The sequence below is a fragment of the Effusibacillus dendaii genome, assembly GCF_015097055.1.
GTDB lineage: Bacteria > Bacillota > Bacilli > Tumebacillales > Effusibacillaceae > Effusibacillus > Effusibacillus dendaii.
Genome location: NZ_AP023366.1, coordinates 2,997,846 through 3,014,864, shown reverse-complemented (window position 1 = coordinate 3,014,864; position 17,019 = coordinate 2,997,846). Strand labels below are relative to the sequence as shown.

General features: G+C 49.2%; 14 protein-coding genes and 1 pseudogene. 4 read left to right on the top strand and 11 right to left on the bottom strand.

The window, feature by feature from the left end; genetic code table 11:
- Positions 1-220: 220 nt before the first annotated feature.
- On the top strand, positions 221-2,209 hold the full coding sequence (locus skT53_RS16025; RefSeq protein ID WP_200758800.1) for a methyl-accepting chemotaxis protein: 1,989 nt from the start codon (positions 221-223) through the stop codon (positions 2,207-2,209).
- Positions 2,210-2,316: 107 nt separating this feature from the next.
- Here skT53_RS16025 and skT53_RS16020 read toward each other — a convergent pair whose 3' ends face one another.
- Positions 2,317-2,514, bottom strand: coding sequence for a hypothetical protein (locus skT53_RS16020; protein WP_200758799.1), 198 nt, complete (start codon positions 2,512-2,514; stop codon positions 2,317-2,319).
- 369 nt (positions 2,515-2,883) lie between these two features.
- A pseudogene (locus skT53_RS18610) lies at positions 2,884-3,927 on the bottom strand (transposase); the annotation flags it as partial.
- 152 nt (positions 3,928-4,079) lie between these two features.
- Here skT53_RS18610 and skT53_RS16000 point away from each other — a divergent pair.
- Positions 4,080-5,243, top strand: a complete 1,164-nt coding sequence (locus tag skT53_RS16000; RefSeq protein ID WP_200758796.1) for an iron-containing alcohol dehydrogenase — start codon at positions 4,080-4,082, stop codon at positions 5,241-5,243.
- A gap of 50 nt (positions 5,244-5,293) precedes the next feature.
- Here the strand turns inward: skT53_RS16000 and dtd are convergent, their stop codons facing one another.
- The 7 genes from dtd to skT53_RS15965 all read right to left on the bottom strand — a co-directional run bounded on the left by dtd (position 5,294) and on the right by skT53_RS15965 (position 13,422).
- Positions 5,294-5,743, bottom strand: a complete 450-nt coding sequence (gene dtd / locus skT53_RS15995; RefSeq protein WP_200758795.1) for a D-aminoacyl-tRNA deacylase — start codon at positions 5,741-5,743, stop codon at positions 5,294-5,296.
- 20 nt (positions 5,744-5,763) lie between these two features.
- The gene (locus skT53_RS15990) at positions 5,764-7,986 is read right to left on the bottom strand and encodes a RelA/SpoT family protein (protein WP_200758794.1); all 2,223 of its coding nucleotides are present in this window, start codon (positions 7,984-7,986) and stop codon (positions 5,764-5,766) included.
- A complete protein-coding gene (locus skT53_RS15985) occupies positions 7,958-8,470 on the bottom strand; it encodes an adenine phosphoribosyltransferase (RefSeq protein WP_200758793.1) in 513 nt (170 codons plus the stop codon). The genes skT53_RS15990 and skT53_RS15985 overlap by 29 nt, the downstream gene beginning before the upstream one ends.
- The gene (gene recJ, locus skT53_RS15980) at positions 8,467-10,932 is read right to left on the bottom strand and encodes a single-stranded-DNA-specific exonuclease RecJ (RefSeq protein ID WP_200758792.1); all 2,466 of its coding nucleotides are present in this window, start codon (positions 10,930-10,932) and stop codon (positions 8,467-8,469) included. Before recJ ends, skT53_RS15985 begins: the two co-directional genes overlap by 4 nt.
- A 120-nt stretch (positions 10,933-11,052) precedes the next feature.
- Positions 11,053-11,931: a protein translocase subunit SecF gene (gene secF / locus skT53_RS15975; protein WP_200758791.1), complete on the bottom strand. Its 879-nt coding sequence runs from the start codon at positions 11,929-11,931 to the stop codon at positions 11,053-11,055.
- Positions 11,928-13,157 (bottom strand): protein translocase subunit SecD, encoded by a 1,230-nt coding sequence (secD, locus tag skT53_RS15970; RefSeq protein WP_200758790.1) that lies wholly within the window; start codon positions 13,155-13,157, stop codon positions 11,928-11,930. Before secD ends, secF begins: the two co-directional genes overlap by 4 nt.
- A gap of 40 nt (positions 13,158-13,197) precedes the next feature.
- Entirely contained in the window at positions 13,198-13,422 is a 225-nt protein-coding gene (locus skT53_RS15965; RefSeq protein WP_226375252.1) for a post-transcriptional regulator, read from the bottom strand.
- A gap of 149 nt (positions 13,423-13,571) precedes the next feature.
- On the opposite strand from skT53_RS15965, the gene spoVB reads away from it, so the two are divergent.
- Positions 13,572-15,161, top strand: coding sequence for a stage V sporulation protein B (spoVB, locus tag skT53_RS15960; protein ID WP_200758789.1), 1,590 nt, complete (start codon positions 13,572-13,574; stop codon positions 15,159-15,161).
- Positions 15,162-15,384: 223 nt separating this feature from the next.
- Here spoVB and skT53_RS15955 read toward each other — a convergent pair whose 3' ends face one another.
- Positions 15,385-16,026, bottom strand: coding sequence for a DUF421 domain-containing protein (locus tag skT53_RS15955; protein WP_226375251.1), 642 nt, complete (start codon positions 16,024-16,026; stop codon positions 15,385-15,387).
- Between the two features lie 202 nt (positions 16,027-16,228).
- Between skT53_RS15955 and skT53_RS15950 the strand changes: the two genes are divergently transcribed.
- Complete coding sequence (locus skT53_RS15950; protein WP_200758788.1) at positions 16,229-16,627, top strand: TIGR04086 family membrane protein; 399 nt, start codon at positions 16,229-16,231, stop codon at positions 16,625-16,627.
- 69 nt (positions 16,628-16,696) lie between these two features.
- Here the strand turns inward: skT53_RS15950 and yajC are convergent, their stop codons facing one another.
- Positions 16,697-17,005, bottom strand: coding sequence for a preprotein translocase subunit YajC (gene yajC, locus skT53_RS15945; protein WP_200758787.1), 309 nt, complete (start codon positions 17,003-17,005; stop codon positions 16,697-16,699).
- Between the last annotated feature and the right edge of the window lie 14 nt (positions 17,006-17,019).

Sequence of the window (17,019 nt, the reverse complement as noted above, 5' to 3'; positions counted from 1 at the left end):
TTTTAAAATTTCGTTGTAACGTTCTTGTGACAACTGTGTAACAAACGTGTGACAAAACCAGACCCCTAAAAAGGGATGTACGCATTATAGCGGACATTCCCTTTTTTACTGCCCAGGAGAAAGAAGCCAGAAATGCAGGCAATTGACGAATACTGTCGAAATTATTTAATAAGATTGAAGAATCATCCTCGTATCAGAGCTAGAAAGGAGTCCTCATCTGATGTTTCGTCAAAGCAACCTGCGCAACCGACTTATCTCCTGGTTTCTTCTCGTGGCTCTTGTCCCCTTGCTTGTCGCTACTTACTTCATCTACCGGGCAAGTTCCACGGAGTTAGTCAAACGACAAGAAACCTCTGCATTGGATTATGCGCAAAGCGTCTCCAAAGGAATGAACCAGTGGCTGGAAACACGCCAGTCAGAAATCGAGCTGGCAGCCAAATCGGAACCGATCCGTTCGCTTAACGTACCCAGCCAAATGAATCACCTCAAAATGATGAAGGAACAATTAGGTGTTTATGAAATCATCATGTTTGTATCCGCGAACGGCATTGCAACTGCCAGTTCGGCCGAAAACCTCGGAACCAACTATATCGACCGTGATTACTTTCAAAAGGCAATGTCCGGGCAGACGAATCTGTCATCCATCATAATCTCCCGAACAACCGGCAACCGTATTATCGCAGTGGCATCTCCTGTCAAAAATGATAAAGGAGAAATCATCGGGGTTGTAGCGGGAACGGTTAACTTTGAGGAACTTATCAAGCAATCCCTCACAAATCTGAGCCTGGTCGGTTCCGGCGGTTATCCGATTTTGGTGGATGACAAGCAGCAGGTGCAAATTTACCCGACAAAGGAAGCGATTGGTAAAACGCTTGATAAATCAGGCCTCTCCCCTGATCTGGCCAACATTCTAAAGAAAGCAAGCAAAGAATCCGGTATAGGGTCTTACACAGATAAAGGGAAACAGTATCTTGTGGTGTACACGCCGATTCAAAAAACCGGTTACGGACTTGCGCTTCATATCCCGATGGATTCGATGGTATCTACCACCAGTGCCATTACCGTAAGCGTTTCGCTGATCCTTGTAATAGCAGCTGCGCTTGTCGTTCTGATTTCCTTCCTGATCGCACGCAGCATCTCCAATCCGATCCGAATGGTCGCCGATCAGATGAAATTAGTCGCTGACGGAAATCTGGCGGTTGAAAAAATCGATCTCAAAAACCGCGATGAAGTAGGCCGTCTGGCGGAAGATTTCAACACGATGATCGATAACCTGAAAGCCATCATCAAACAAATATCGTCGCATTCCAAACAGTTGGCTTCCACTTCTGACGGATTGCGTACATTCACTTCCGAAACTAAGGAAGCCAGCCAGCAGATGGCAGTTGTCATCGATACTGTTGCGGAAGGATCAAAAACCCAGATGGAAAGCACGGGACAAACCGTTAAGGCGATGGAAGAAATGGCAATTGGCATCCAACGAATCGCGGAAACTTCTTCCGGTGTTTCCGAATCGGCGTGGAGTATGGCGAAAGGCGCTGAACACGGCAACGAATCGATTCAGAAAGCCATTCGGCAAATCGACTCCTTAAGCAATTCTGTGAATCATTCGGCTTCCGTCGTCAAACTTTTGGGAGAACGATCAAAAGAAATCGGCCAAATTGTGGAAGTGATCACCGGAATTGCAGCACAGACGAATCTTTTGGCCTTAAATGCCGCCATTGAAGCAGCCCGAGCCGGCGAACAAGGCAGAGGATTTGCTGTAGTAGCGGATGAGGTGCGCAAACTGGCGGAACAATCGGAAGCATCCGCCAATCAGATTACCGAATTGATCAAAGAAATTCAGGCAGATACAGCACGCTCCGTACAGGCGATGGATGTCGGGATTTCGGAAGTGGAGGCAGGAATGGCGGCTGTTAACGAAGCAGGCGAGGCGCTTAACGGGATTTTACAGGCCGCTCAACAAGTAGCAGATCAAATTCAGGAAATTTCCGCTGCATCTGAAGAAATGTCGGCTGGTACGGAAGAAGTCACCGCTTCTGTCGGGGATGTTGCACAAATTGCAGTCGATTCGGCAAACAGTTTACAAGTCGTGTCGACCAGTTCACAAAAACAGCTTCACTCGATCGAAGAAGTGTCCACTTCCGCTCAAACCCTGTCCCAATTAGCGGATGATCTGCAGAAGATTCTGGCCAAGTTTAAACTTTAAACGGTTCAGCACTATTGCTGAAGGAAAAAAGAGGCTCCTGTGTTGTGTTGAACCTCCACAATACAGGAGCCTGTTTATCTTTCCACATTCGTTAAACGTTTTCCACTTCAACTTCCCGTGGTAAACGTTAATTTATTGCTATTGTCGGTACTTTGACTGATCTTCTCCGAAAGCTTTATCAGCAACGTTGCAAACCCTCCAAGAACAGCCGCAAGTACCAACGTAAGAACGGTGTAATACCATCCGTAGCGGGTTCCAATCAGCGCGCTGACAGTCGGCATAATGGTAGCGGCGGCACCCCCCACATGTTCATCCAGGCCGAAATTATCCCTGAATGTTCTCCTCCAATATCATTGGATATCGCCCAAGGGAGTACCCCGGCAAATATAGCGGCGCATAATATAAATATCCAGGGCACGGGACAATGTCACCGAGTTGGCAAAACCTCGCTCCTTAACTGGAACAGAATATATTGGTTCATGCCTGGCAATACAGGGGCTTCAGAGAACCCGAATAATATGCGAATAATCAATAAAGAAACAAAACCTTCTGCGAAGCCGGTGAAAACAGTGAATATAGACCATAGCAGGACAATCCAGTCCACTCCAGCTCGAGTGTTTACCCGTTTAATAAACAGGGTCAAGGGAGATGATTTCGTCGGGTACCGTCTCTTTCAGGATAGTCTGGAGTGCAACCACGGTAAAGCTCGTTTGTGCGAGGCGTGCCCGGATCCGGTTGAGTCCATATTTGCGCTTTCCCTCGCCAAACTTGCCTTCTATGGCATTTCGCTTCGTTGCATCTTCGATGATCGCGTATCCGTTCACCATGCTCATCGACACCGTGGAGCCAAACTCGACCTTTGCCTTCGCCTTGCCTCGTACGATGGGGCGTACATGCGGTTGGTGAATGCTAACAATCCGATCATCGATCTGGTGAGTTTGTTTCGTGTACATCTCCAACTGTTGCCGGTACAGTTCCTGCACGACGAGCAAGTTCTTGTATTGTTGTTTGTTCAACACGGTGAGAGGAGTGAGGCTCGCCAGTTGCTCAATGATTCGGATGTCCCGTGCAATGAATTTCAACTGCTTGCCAATCGCATGCAGCACATCCATGATTTCTTCCAGTTTCTCGCGGCCTTCATTGAGCAATGTAATATCTGTAGGGTAGGCTTATATCCGCCGGCGCACATGTCGCATCGAGTAACAACGTGCCCTGATTCGAATCTTTGTCAGAACCCATTGACCACTTTCGTTTTGCAGAAAACTTGCGACCTGCGTTGGGTGTAGAATCGTTATCGTCGTGATCTTGTTCTTGTTTCGCCGATTCCATTGCAATCCATTCATTGACCTCTTGAAGAACGGATGCATCCAGACGTTTCCGGAAATGAGTCATGAGCGAATGATGAAATGGCGGCCGCCGATCCTGAAATCCGGACAGACCAATGAAGTACTTAAGATACGGATTCTCCGTTAATTGTCCACTGTTTCGCGATCAGAGAATTGCAAACGCTCTTGGATGATCAAAGCGCCTGGTGCCATACGAATGGAAACGGCTTGTTGACCACGGATCGACTTTTTAAACGACTTGGCGTATTTTGGGTCCACCTTCGCCCACGGGATTAATTGGGCCAGCTTGCACCAACGATTCTCAGGATTCAGCTTCCCGCCAAAAGGCAGAAAAAAGTCGCCTGGCAACAAGATCTGGTTCGCTGCATATATATTTGACAAAACCAGGCAGAAATCCTTGATGTTATGCGGTTTTTTAATCGTTAAGCAAGCCCTACTTAAATAAAGATTCATGTTGGCATCTTTTAGGTACAATATAGAAAGTAGGACACCGTTTTTGAACATAACCAGCCAGGAGGTAACTTATGAAGAACTTTACCTTTTACAATCCGACAAAGCTCATCTTCGGCAAGGGACAGGTCGAACAACTCCGTAATGAAATCCCGAAATACGGAAAAAGGATTCTATTGGTGTATGGAGGAGGAAGCATTAAACGAAACGGTTTGTATGATCAGATCACAGCCATTTTGAAAGATCTGGGGGCCGCCGTTTTTGAACTGTCCGGGGTGGAACCGAACCCGCGGCTGTCAACTGTACATAAAGGGGTAGACATCTGCAAGAAAGAAGGAATTGAATTATTGCTCGCTGTAGGCGGCGGCAGTGTAATCGACTGTACAAAGGCAATCGCTGTAGGTGCAAAATATGACGGGGATGTGTGGGATATTATTACCCGTAAGGCATCCCCGCAAGACGCAGTACCTTTCGGCACGGTGCTTACGCTGGCTGCCACCGGATCGGAAATGAACTCTGGATCTGTCATAACCAATTGGGAAACCAAGGAAAAAATCGGTTGGGGAAGTCGTCTGTCTTTTCCCAAGTTCTCCATACTGGACCCGGTGAACACGTATACCGTACCAAAAGATCACACCGTATATGGAATGGTAGACATGATGTCGCACGCTTTTGAGCAGTACTTCCATCACACCCCGAATACACCACTGCAAGATCGTATGTGTGAATCTCTTTTGAGAACTGTCATAGAAACTGCGCCCAAGCTGCTCGAAGACCTGCAGAATTACGAATATCGAGAAACGATTCTGTATTGCGGAACGATGGCGTTGAACGGCATATTGGGAATGGGAGCAGAGGGGGACTGGGCCACACACGGAATTGAACATGCTGTGTCCGCCGTATATGACATTCCACACGGTGGAGGATTGGCGATTCTGTTCCCTAATTGGATGAAATACTGTCTGGATGAGAATGTGGGGCGCTTCAAACAGATGGCGGTACGGGTATTTGACGTTGACACCAATGGAAAATCGGACCGCGAAGTGGCACTCGAAGGCATCCAGAAACTGCGTGAGTTTTGGAACCGTATAGGCGCGCCAAATCGACTTGCCGATTACAACATTGACGATTCGAACATCGGCCTGATGGCAGAAAAAGCGATTAGCAACGGGCCATTGGGAAGGTTTAAGAAACTCAGCAAGGAAGACATAGCGGAAATTTACAGGATGTCGTTGTAGGATAAATATTAAGCTGCAAATGCTGCAGTAATTGCCGGTTGTTGCAAGGCCTAAAATAATTTCTTGCTGTCGAGCAAAAGAGTAACCGGTCCGTCGTTGACCAGTTCCACTTGCATCATCGCGCCGAACACGCCTGTTTCGACCGGTACACCGAGCGAGCGAATTCGGTCGTTCAGATATTGATAAAGCCGATTGGCCGCTTCGGGTTCCGCCGCATCCATAAAATTGGGCCGTCTTCCTTTCCGACAGTCTCCATACAATGTGAACTGCGACACGGAAAGAACGGCCCCTTTTATATCAAGCAGGGACAGGTCCATCTTCTGGTTGCCATTTTCAAAGATTCTTAAATTTACGAGCTTGTCTGCCAGATAATCGGCATCCCGCTCCGTATCCCCGTGCGTAACACCCACCAGCACGACAAGACCGCAATCGATCGCTCCTGTCACTCGTCCTTCCACTGTGACGCTTGCTCTCGATGCCCGTTGTACGACCATTCGCATAAACCGATTCCCCTTTGCTGTTACTGCATGATTCTCCGCACGGTATATACATCCTTGACACGCTTGATGCGTTCCACAACCGTATGCAGATGGTCCACATTGCGAATGGTGATCTGCAGGCTGATGGTAGCGATTTTCCGTTTGTCGCCGCGCGCTTGTACGGCTCCAATATTCGTTTTCGTTTCCGCCACCGCGTTCATCACATCAATCGTAATACGAGGACGGTCAAGCGCTGTCACTTCGATATCGACATGGTAGGAGATAGCTGGTGAACTTTCCCATTCCACCTCCAGGAACCGTTTTTCTTCTTCCTCATCGTTCGCTTTCACGTTCGGGCAGTCGACGCGGTGAACCGAAACGCCGCGGCCACGGGTGACAAAACCGACAATCTCGTCGCCCGGCACCGGGTTGCAGCAGCGGGAAAAACGGATCAGCATATTATCGACGCCACGTACCCGAACACCCGCACTGCCTTTTCGCTGCTGCCTGTTTCCTTCCCGGAATTCCGTAACGGGAGCTTCTTCCGGTTGTTCTTTCCTGATTTTCTCCAACAGCCGCGTCATCACCTGAATCGGTGAGACAGCACCATAGCCGACAGAGGCCAGCAGGTCGTCCTCTTTTGTAAAATTAAACTTGACCATCACGTCGCTTAGATTCTTCTCAGTAAGTACTTCGGAAACCTCCAGGCCGTTCTTTTTCACTTCTCTCTCAAGCAGTTCGCGGCCTTTCAGAATGTTTTCTTCGCGTGTTTCTTTTTTGAACCAGGTGCGGATCTTGCTCTTGGCCTGCGGTGATTTGACAATGTTCAGCCAATCGCGGCTGGGGCCGAACGACGATTTGGAGGTTAGAATCTCCACGATATCGCCTGTCTGCAATTTGTAATCCAGAGGTACGATTTTGCCGTTTACTTTCGAGCCTATCGTGCGGTTCCCTATATCCGTGTGGATACGGTAAGCGAAATCGATCGGAACAGAACCTTTCGGCAGTGAGATAACTGCTCCTTTCGGTGTGAAAACGAATACTTCGTCGGAGAACAGATCGATTTTCAACGTTTCCATGAATTCCTGAGCGTCTTTCAAATCTTGCTGCCATTCGAGAATTTCACGGAACCAGCCCATTTTCTGCACGAACGACATGTCTTGTGCCGGTTTGCCTTCTTTATACAGCCAGTGGGCAGCAATCCCGTATTCGGCGGTGCGGTGCATTTCCCATGTACGGATCTGGATTTCAAGCGGTTCGCCGCGTGGTCCGATAACGGTGGTATGCAAGCTTTGATACATGTTTTGTTTTGGCATCGCAATATAATCTTTAAACCGTCCCGGCATCGGTTTCCACAGGGTGTGAACAATGCCGAGGATCGCATAACAATCCTTAATGGAATCCACAATGATTCGAACGGCCAGCAGATCGTAGATTTCATTGAATTGTTTGTTCTGGTTGGTCATTTTGCGATAGATGCTGTAAATATGCTTAGCCCTGCCGTACACTTCGGCAGTGACTTCGATTTCCTGCAACTTGCCTTTGATTGTCTCAATAACATCCTGAATGTATTGTTCCCGCTCCTGGCGTTTTTTCGCCATCAGGTTGACAATCCGGTAGTATTGCTGCGGATTCATATAGCGCAGCGCAATATCTTCCAGTTCAAACTTGATTTTTGAAATCCCCAGGCGGTGCGCCAACGGCGCAAAAATCTCAAGCGTTTCGGTCGCAATCCGCTGCTGTTTTTCCGGCGGCAGATGTTTCAACGTGCGCATATTGTGCAGCCGGTCGGCCAGTTTAATAAGGATCACGCGGATGTCTTTGGACATCGCCAAAAACATTTTGCGCAGGTTTTCTGCCTGTTGTTCTTCTTTCGACAGGTATTTTAAACGTCCAAGTTTTGTCACACCGTCAACAAGATCCCGAATCTCCGTGCCAAAAGCGGCTGTCAGCTGTTCTTCCGTCACTTCGGTGTCTTCCACCACATCATGCAGAAGAGCAGACGCAACCGTAGCGGCGTCGAGCTCCAAATCAGCGAGAATATCAGCCACCGCTACCGGATGGATAATGTAATCCTCTCCGGAGCGGCGTTTTTGTCCCTGGTGGGCCTGTTTGGCGAACTCATACGCGCGGTTGATCAGTTCCAAATCGGCCGGACTGCCGTAACGGTCCACCTTTTTGATCAACTGCTGGATGCCCGTGGGGGATTCTCTTCGCTGTTCGATATTCGGTTGATCAGTATTGGACGAGTGAGAATACTTCATAGTTTTTTAACTTCTCCCTGCCTGATAGGTACGTTAATTCTATCATGAAAGCCAGTCCTGCAACTATACCACCTAATTCTTCCACCAGCTTGATCGTCGAGCTGACAGTTCCGCCGGTGGCGAGCAGATCATCTGCGATGACAACCCGCTGTCCCGGTTGGATAGCATCCCTGTGAATTTCCAGCTTATCTTTTCCATATTCAAGTTGGTAGGAAACGGATACTGTTTCGCCGGGCAATTTACCTGATTTTCGGATGGGGATAAAGCCGACTCCCATCGAATAGGCAACCGGCGCCGCCAAAACGAACCCGCGCGCTTCCGGACCGGCAATCAAGTCGGCATTTTGCTGGCGTGCAAAGGCAGCCATCTGGTCAATCGCGGATCGGAACGCTGCCCCGTCCTGCAATAGGGTGGTGATATCTTTAAAGCGGATTCCCGGTTCTGGAAAATCGGAAATCACGCGGATTTTATCTTTCAGATTCATGCTTGTAAGCTCCTTTTTTGTGGGGACGCCAGAAGAACCATCAGATTGGCTGTCGTTTGATCCGACGAAGCATCCAGCAGCTCTCTCATAACGTCAACATAAGATTGGACACCGGCCTTTCGTTCCCGGTAAAGCGTAGATTCTTCCAATGATCGTTTTGGACTCTCTTTATTCACATAATACGTGTTCCCTTCCTGAACTGCAAACCCTAATTCGACAAATACAGACAGAACAAAATCGGCCGCTGCGTGGTACGCAGGTTGCAGCCGCCGCCGCAGTTCCTCATCCGTACAGGCTCCCGACTCTTGCAGGATCTTATAGATTCGGGCAAACATCTGACGGTCAGGCAAATGCTGGCGAATGCGCTGTTCCAGCCACTTTCGGTCTGACTGTCCGTGCAGCAGATACAAACAGTACGTGCCGCCGATCAAGTCAACCACGTTTCGATACTGATCAAGCGTTTGCGGCAGATCATAAAACACAATATGACCGGAGAGAGGGAAATCGGTTACAGGCGGCAACGGCCGATCCGACTCCCCTGACAACAGTCCGTTCTGTTTCCCGGATGTATAAACCGGCTGCAAAACGCCTTTTCCATCAGCCAACAGCACAGACTGCTGATGCGGTTCCTGCCAGGGGTACTGTTCCAGCGCACGCCTCGTTTCGGCTACCGATTCCTTATGAAAACAGACAACCGTCAAATCTTTCGTGCCCGCCTGTTCATTCAGCCACGTCTGTTTGTCTTTCACATGGCGGCAATCGATCACCTGCGCTTGATTCGGCCGCCAATCGTCGATTACCAACTGAACCGTCCGATTGCCGTTCCATTCGTTGATCGTCAATCCCCCGACCAGATCCAGACGCGGCCACCGGTGGATCAGAGCCGCCTCCTCGCCTCTTCGAAACGCAATACCCGTCAGTCGGGCAGCCCCAAGCCCTACCGTCAGTTGCAGATGCGCCCCATCTTGTCCAACCGCGCGGCAGCGCTCCACCTCTAATCCGGTCAATTGCAGTTTCGGGCTGGGATTTCCGAATCCAAACGGGGCCAATTTTTCGATTGATGCGACAAGATCCGTATCGACCTCCAACAGGTCAACTTCAGCGTCCACATTTACTTTTGGCCGCAAATCGTCTGGCGTCAAAACGGCTTCCGCGATCTGGTTCAAACGATCCCGCAGTTCACCAATCCGCTCTTCACCAAGAGAAAATCCGGCTGCCATTTTATGACCACCGAAGTGATCAAACAGATCGCGGCACTGGTACATCGCATTGTACAAATGAAATCCGTCGATACTGCGTCCCGATCCCTTGCCTTCCCCCGCTTGCAGCGAAATCATCAGAACCGGGCGGTAATACTGTTCGACCAGCCGGGAAGCGACAATTCCAATTACTCCGGCGTTCCAATTTTCTTTGGCCACTACCAGCACACGGCTTTCCAGCCACTCCGGGTGTGCCTGGACCTCTGCCACCGCTTCCTCAAAGATTTGTGCGCTTATTTCCTGCCGCTCCTGATTGCGCTTATCCAAAAAATAGGCCAAGGAGCGCGCCCGTCCCTCCTCTTCCGTTATCAGCAGTTCCACTGCGTTGGCGGCAGAATCCAACCGTCCGGCCGCATTGATTCTGGGTCCGAATGAAAATCCGATGTGGCCGGCCGTGATCCGCTTGTCTGTCAGGCCGCTGACATCAATCAACGCCTTGATTCCCACTCGCGGCGATTGATTGATTCGCTCCAAACCGTAAACGGCAAACAGTCTGTTTTCATCTACCAGCGGGGCCAAATCGGCGACCGTTCCAATTACGGCCAGATCGAGATACTCTTCCGGCAGCCGACCGAACAGCGCCTGCGCCAATTTGAAGGCAACGCCCACCCCCGCCAGCATTTTATCGGGGTAAGGACAGCCCGGTTGTTTCGGGTTTAAAATGGCATACGCATCAGGCAAAATCTCCGGCGGCGTATGGTGGTCAGTCACAATCAGGTCAAGTCCCAGCTCGTTTGCCAAACGAACTTCTTCCACCGCCGCGATACCGTTATCCACCGTAATGACAAGCTGGAACCCATTTTCTTTCGCCTGCTGTAAGGCGGGCCCGTTTAACCCGTATCCTTCCTCAAACCGGTCCGGAATGTAATACTCGACATCTGCGCCCTGTTGTGCAAGCGCCAAGTACATGAGACTTGTCGAAGTGGCTCCATCCGCATCGTAATCACCATACACCATGATGCGTTCCTGTTGATCAATCGCCTGGCGGATGCGCGTTACCGCTTTATCCATATCTTTCATCAAGTAGGGATCATAGAACCCCAATCGGTCAGGTTCCAAAAAGCGCCGGGCGGCAACTGCATCTGTCAGCCCCCGATTGATCAAAAGCCTCGCGATCAATGGGGAAACGCCGAGTTGTTCTGCCAATTTTTCCGCATGTGTGGAGTCGGATTCGGCCGCCAGCCACCGTTTTTCTATCTTCATGTCTGAAAACCCTCGCAAGCTTTTTTTCCATTATAAATGAAAAACGCAAAAAAGACCGCCGTACATTTGAGTGACAACACCAAATGCCCGCGACAGTCTTTGTGTCAATCGTTCGCGCGATTATCCTTTCAAACTCCGTTCCCGCCAGCTAACCCACAGCTGGGACGCGATAAAAATCGACGACAGTCCCCCGATAATCAATCCAATCAGCAGAGCCAACGAGAAATTACGGATCGCCTGACCGCCTAACAGCCACAGACAGCCGGCTGCAAATATCACCGTCACAATCGTATTGATGGAACGGTTCATCGTTTCCCACAGTGACTCGTTCACGAGATCTTCAAGCTGTGCCTTGGTTTTCAATTTGGTTACATTCGTTTTCTCGCGAATACGGTCGAAAATGACAATCGTATCATGAATACTGTACCCAACAATCGTCAGAATAGCCGCGATAAACGGCAGATCGATCTCAATCTGCAACAGGGCAAAGATCGATAAAACCAAAAGCACTACCTGCAGCAGCGAAATCACACCCGAAATCGCAAATCGGTACTCAAACCGGATAGACATATATAGGATAATCCCGATCGAAGCGGCAATCACCGCGTAAAACGCTTTTTGCGAAATTTCCTTCGCCACGATCGGGTCCACTGAAGCAATTTCAGGATCCTGTGAGTTTGGATATTTCGATTTTAAAGCCGCTTTTATCTTCGCTTCCTGATCGGGCGCAATCTTTTGCGGCAAACGAATCACTGCATATTCCCCTTGGTTGCCCGCCGAGGTGATGGAGATTCCGGACAATCCAACCTGATTAAAAACACCAGTCAGTTCCGAGCTGGAAAAACCGGCCCCCAACTGTACCTGTATCCGCGTACCCGCTTGAAAATCGGTGCCTAAGTTCAATCCCCTCGTAAACATCGTAATTAAACCTGCCACCAGCAAGATCACGGAGATCAAGAAAAACCAATTTCGTTTTCGCACAATATCAAACTTTTTCATTTTGCCGCCCCCTTTTTACTTGCCCCAAACCACCAGGGATTTTTCACCAGATTGGAGCGAATCAGAAGCTGCAGCATCCAGCGGGACAGCAAAACAGCAGTCAAGAATGTCACCAGAATGGAAATCATGTGCGCAATCGCAAATCCCCGCACCTGCCCCGTACCAAACCAAAACATAATGGCGCCGGCAATCAGTGAGGTGGTATTTGCATCTATGATCGTCCGCATGGAACGTTTCTGTCCCATAATGACGCTTGACAACAGTGTTTTTCCGGAGCGGAACTCATCCTTGATCCGCTCATACGCAATAATATTCACGTCGACTGCCATACCGACCCCTAATACCAGGGCAGCCAGACCGGGCAGGGTCAGTACAATTTTCAGACCGTCAAATACAGCGAGCAGCAGATAGATGTACATTAACAACGCAATGTTTGCAATCAAGCCGGGCAACCGGTAAACCACAATCATAAACGCGAAAATCAGGGCAAACGCAACAACTGCCGCGTAGAGCGTTTTTTGCAAAGCGGCTTGTCCGAGCGTCGCACCTACGGACATCGAGGACAGCTCTTTAATCGGATAGGGCAGCGCACCCGCATTCAACAGTTGTGCCAACCGGGTTGCTTCCTGCGGATTTGCCATACCGGTAATCACTGCTTGTCCCGTTGAAATAACAGTCTCTATCTTAGGTTTGGACAGCGGCTTGTCGTTCAGGAAAATACCCACTTGCTGACCCAGATATTTGGTTGTTACATCTTCAAACTTTTTAGGTTCTTTAAACTCAACCGCAACCACCGCCGCTCCCGTGTTGGGATCCTGCTGATAGCGTGCGTTTGATTTCAGGTCCGCTCCCGTAAGCAAAACGGTTTTGTCATCCGGGGCACGGAACTCCAGTTTGGCTGGCTCTCCCAAAATCCGCTTTGCTTCATCCTGATTCTGAATGCCCGCCAATTGCACCCGAATTCTATCCGTTCCTTCAATCGAAATATTGGGTTCACTGCCACCAAATGCGTTTGCTCTTCGTTCCAGAGCCTGCTGGGTGGCAATCACCCCTTCTGGAGTTACCTTATCTGTGGCAGTAGGTTGGACTTGATAAAGAACGTCAAACCCGCCTTGCAGATCTAACCCCAGTTGAATGCCCTTCCACAGCTTCGTAGTTGTGGTTCCGGCCAATGCCGCAAAGACCGCCACCACCAACAGAAGCGTCACCAGTTTACTCCACTTCATAATTGCCTCCTGTAACTGTGCTAAATAAATACAGTATATCCTATCCTTTATAAACTTCCATCATCGCCCAATTCATATAGACGTTGATGCGGAGCGACAAGATGTCATTCACTATCTGATGCAAAGGAGGTGTTCCCTTTTTGTATTTGCTGGAGACACACTTCCAAACGTCGGCGCCCTCCACATCATATCCCAACAGTTTGAACTCTTTTGCTTTTGAATGACACAGTTCTTCTATCATATCCGACAATTCCCGATCGTTCAAAGGGAGTGCCCCCTCTCTGTCCCTCCGCCGTAAACCGCATGGGGTTCCTTAACAAATTCGATTTAGAAACGTGAATTCCTGCCATCTTTTGGACTAACCGGACACCTGTCCGCATAGGTTGTAAGGAGAACTGGACAGGGGAGACCGATATGAGCAAACAATCATTCCTGCACGGCGCCATGATTCTTGTATTGGCAAGCGTCATTACGAAGATCATCGGAATGGGTATGCAGATCGTACTGAACCGGATTGTCGGCCCCGAAGGCATCGGATTGTTTCGTTTGGTATTCCCGATGTTATCGATGGTACTGACTCTGTCTACGATCGGATTGCCGACAGCCGTATCCAAAGTGGTGGCGGAAGCAATTGTCGTAGGGGATCGCCGCAAAGTGAAACGGATCATGGTCTTTACAACTTCCGTTATCACAGTATTGGCCACCTTCTTTACGATTCTGGTGGTATCAATGGCCCCCTGGCTGACTTCCCATTTGCTTACCGATTCCCGTACCTATTATACCGTATTAATGATGAGTCCGACGATTTTAATTATTTCCTGGTCCTCGATCTTACGGGGGTATTTTCAGGGGATTCAAAATCAGAGCCCGCCGTCAATCGCCTGGATTCTTGAAACGATTGTGCGCAGTCTGGTCACGTTGACTATCGTCTACTTATGTATGCCCGATCTGTTAAAGGCTTCCGCCGGCGCCATGTTCGGTGTTCTGGCGGGCGAATTGGCTCATTTACTCTATATCGGGGCCTGCTACTATCGGAAATTCGGCCTCAATAAAATCAGTTTTCCGCCGATGCCTGCCCATGTGAAACCGGAATCCTACGGAAAAACGATCCGCTCTTTGTTTGAAGTGGCTGCACCCGTTCTGGTCGCTGGCATCATCGGTTCACTCGTGTACTGGTCAGAAACGCTGTTGATCCCGCGTGCGCTGATCGCTGCCGGACATGCACAAACGGAGGCTACCGCCCTGTTTGGTTTGTATTCGGGTTACGCAGTATCGCTTCTGGTGTTGCCAACCGTGTTCACGTACGCTCTCTCTACCACCCTGGTACCTGCCATTTCGGAGGCGATAGCCATCGGGCAGCCGACACTGGTTCAGCGACGCCTCTATCAAGCATTTCGATTCACCGCTATGCTTGGTTTGCCGGCATCCGTAATTTTCACCCTGCTGGCAACAGAACTGTCAACCGCTATCTATAATACTCCCAGCGCCGGACCGCTTTTGGCGATAATGGCGCCCGTTGGATTTTTTATTTATCTGAAATCCCCTCTTTCAAGCATTCTGCAAGGGATGAACCGGGCGGGGCTGGCAACCTTTTTCTCCGTGGTCGGGTCACTTTTTAAACTGGCGATTATTTATTGGGTGGCTTCTATACCCGGGATCGGCATCAGAGGAGTGGCATGGTCAGTGGTACTGTCAAACGTGTTCGTGGCCTCCGCCTATTTTGTAACCGTCACCCGATTGATCGGATTTTATATCGATCTGGCCGATACGATGAAAATCCTGATTTCCACGTTGGTGATGTCGCTTATCATCTTGCAGGCCAAAGCGGTCACAGCTGGTATAGGCGCCAGCTACACGGTGATCGTTAGTGTAACAACCGGTGCACTGGTGTATGTCATGCTACTTTTTCTATTCCGCGCTTTGTCACTGCATACGGTAAAACGGATTCCGTATATCGGACCGCTTGCCGCCAAAGCGCTGCAGTGGATTCCATTTGTGAAGTAACAACTGAAGGGACAAAGCACCGCGCATAGGAGACAGAGTTGCCGTATGCACGCCACATGCATAAACGACTCCCTTACCGTGTAGATCGAAAGCGGACCGTTTCGGAACAAGCGATTCGCTGCGTATGTGATACACCGTTCCGGGTCCGGTTTTGGTCACACGGTAAGGGAGCCATGCATGCAAGCCATTCGTAGCATCTGTCCGAAAAGCGGTATCCGTCCCTTTACATTTTCTCGGTCTGCGCATCTTTTACGTCAAAATACAGCCGTCCCTTGTGGTCAATGCTGCAGAAGAAAATATCTTCAATTCGATCCTTTCCATAGTGGCGGACCTCTTTTTCCAGCCACTTTTGGTTCCGGCCAATTTGCTGCAAGTTTTTGGTGATCACTTGTCCGTCCACAATCAGGCTGACCGGCATTTTAAAGTGGGCGGGGCGCATCTTCATATCTTCTTTCGCAACCGGCAGTTTCTCTTCTTTTGGGAAAACAGATAATTTTCCAGTTGTTTCCAATATGGCAAATTCCACATCTGCCACATTTGCAATGTTTTTCTCGCGCAGCTGAGTGAGCAGATCGCTCATCGAATAACGGGTACGCCTCATTTCTGCATCGTTAATTTTTCCCTGATTAATCAAGACGGTAGGTCGCCCTTCAACCAATTGGCGAAACCGGTAGCTTTTTAAAGAGATATAAGAAACCAGAATTTGCAGTAAAACGAGGATTGTGACAATCAGGACACCATTCAACATCGGTTTATCCAAATCCAGCGTAATCGTAGCCACCTCGGCAATTATGATCGAAACGACCAGGTCAAACACTGACAGTTTTCCGATCTCCCGTTTGCCCATCATTCGCAGCGCGAGCAATACAAACGCGTAGATAAAAACCGTTTTTAAACCTAACTCGACTAGCTCCTTGACCCCAAAGCAAACTCCCCCCTTTTCGCAAACCTAGTGTCTCTACATGAGATTTCCAAACGCGCTATTTAGTATGACACAAGGGACGAGTGTTCATAACGTATCACCGTGTTGAATAGAATGAAGTAACAATTTGGAGGAGGAATCAAAAATGAAGGGGAAATCGATCAGCGATATCGCGCCCCGGTTTGGCGGCACCCCGATCCTGACGGGACTGCTCTATGCTTTAATCATTGCGTTTGGAGCCGTTATTTTATCTGCAATGACCATCACATGGACCGCCATACCAGAATCCAAACTGCCGGTTATTACATACATCATTAACGTCGCGGCTGCCTTGATAGGATCATTTACCGCTGCTCGCAAGGCGGGTGAAAGAGGTTGGTATTACGGCGGGATTACCGGTTTGATATACTCTGTTCTGATTACCATCCTTGGACTCATGTTAGTTTCTGCTGCATTTACCCTCCACAATGTCGTTCAAATAGCAATTTTGTCCGCTATCGGCGGATTGGGTGGCGTGATCGGGGTAAACAGCCAAGCGAAGTAAAAACGGTCTCTAAAAACAAAGACCTGTTGGCGCTCCAACAGGTCTTCTTCCTATTGCTGTATTCAGAACCTATGCCTTCTCATTGCTTGCAGCCGCGTTTGTTACAGGCTGCTGCACCGGCTTGACGCTGCCAATCGCAGAACGTTCAAATTTGATGCGGGTGTTCTCGGCAACTTTCAATGTCATCGTAGTGTCGTCGAGGTCAGTAATCGTGCCATGCATGCCGCCAATGGTAACGACATGATCCCCTTTTTTCACGTTGGATAACATGTTATTCCGTTCTTTTGTCCGTTTTTGTTGCGGACGGATCAGCAGAAAATAAAAAATTACGAACATTAACAGAAATGGCAAAATACTCTGCAACGTTTGCGCATTCATGTATGTATCCTCCC

Coding starts and splice junctions, on each gene's coding strand:
- skT53_RS16025 (WP_200758800.1), top strand. CDS start 221: ATGTTTCGTCAAAGCAACCTGCGCAACCGACTTATCTCCTGGTTTCTT.
- skT53_RS16000 (WP_200758796.1), top strand. CDS start 4,080: ATGAAGAACTTTACCTTTTACAATCCGACAAAGCTCATCTTCGGCAAG.
- dtd (WP_200758795.1), bottom strand. CDS start 5,743: ATGCGAATGGTCGTACAACGGGCATCGAGAGCAAGCGTCACAGTGGAA.
- skT53_RS15990 (WP_200758794.1), bottom strand. CDS start 7,986: ATGAAGTATTCTCACTCGTCCAATACTGATCAACCGAATATCGAACAG.
- skT53_RS15985 (WP_200758793.1), bottom strand. CDS start 8,470: ATGAATCTGAAAGATAAAATCCGCGTGATTTCCGATTTTCCAGAACCG.
- recJ (WP_200758792.1), bottom strand. CDS start 10,932: ATGAAGATAGAAAAACGGTGGCTGGCGGCCGAATCCGACTCCACACAT.
- secF (WP_200758791.1), bottom strand. CDS start 11,931: ATGAAAAAGTTTGATATTGTGCGAAAACGAAATTGGTTTTTCTTGATC.
- secD (WP_200758790.1), bottom strand. CDS start 13,157: ATGAAGTGGAGTAAACTGGTGACGCTTCTGTTGGTGGTGGCGGTCTTT.
- spoVB (WP_200758789.1), top strand. CDS start 13,572: ATGAGCAAACAATCATTCCTGCACGGCGCCATGATTCTTGTATTGGCA.
- skT53_RS15950 (WP_200758788.1), top strand. CDS start 16,229: ATGAAGGGGAAATCGATCAGCGATATCGCGCCCCGGTTTGGCGGCACC.
- yajC (WP_200758787.1), bottom strand. CDS start 17,005: ATGAATGCGCAAACGTTGCAGAGTATTTTGCCATTTCTGTTAATGTTC.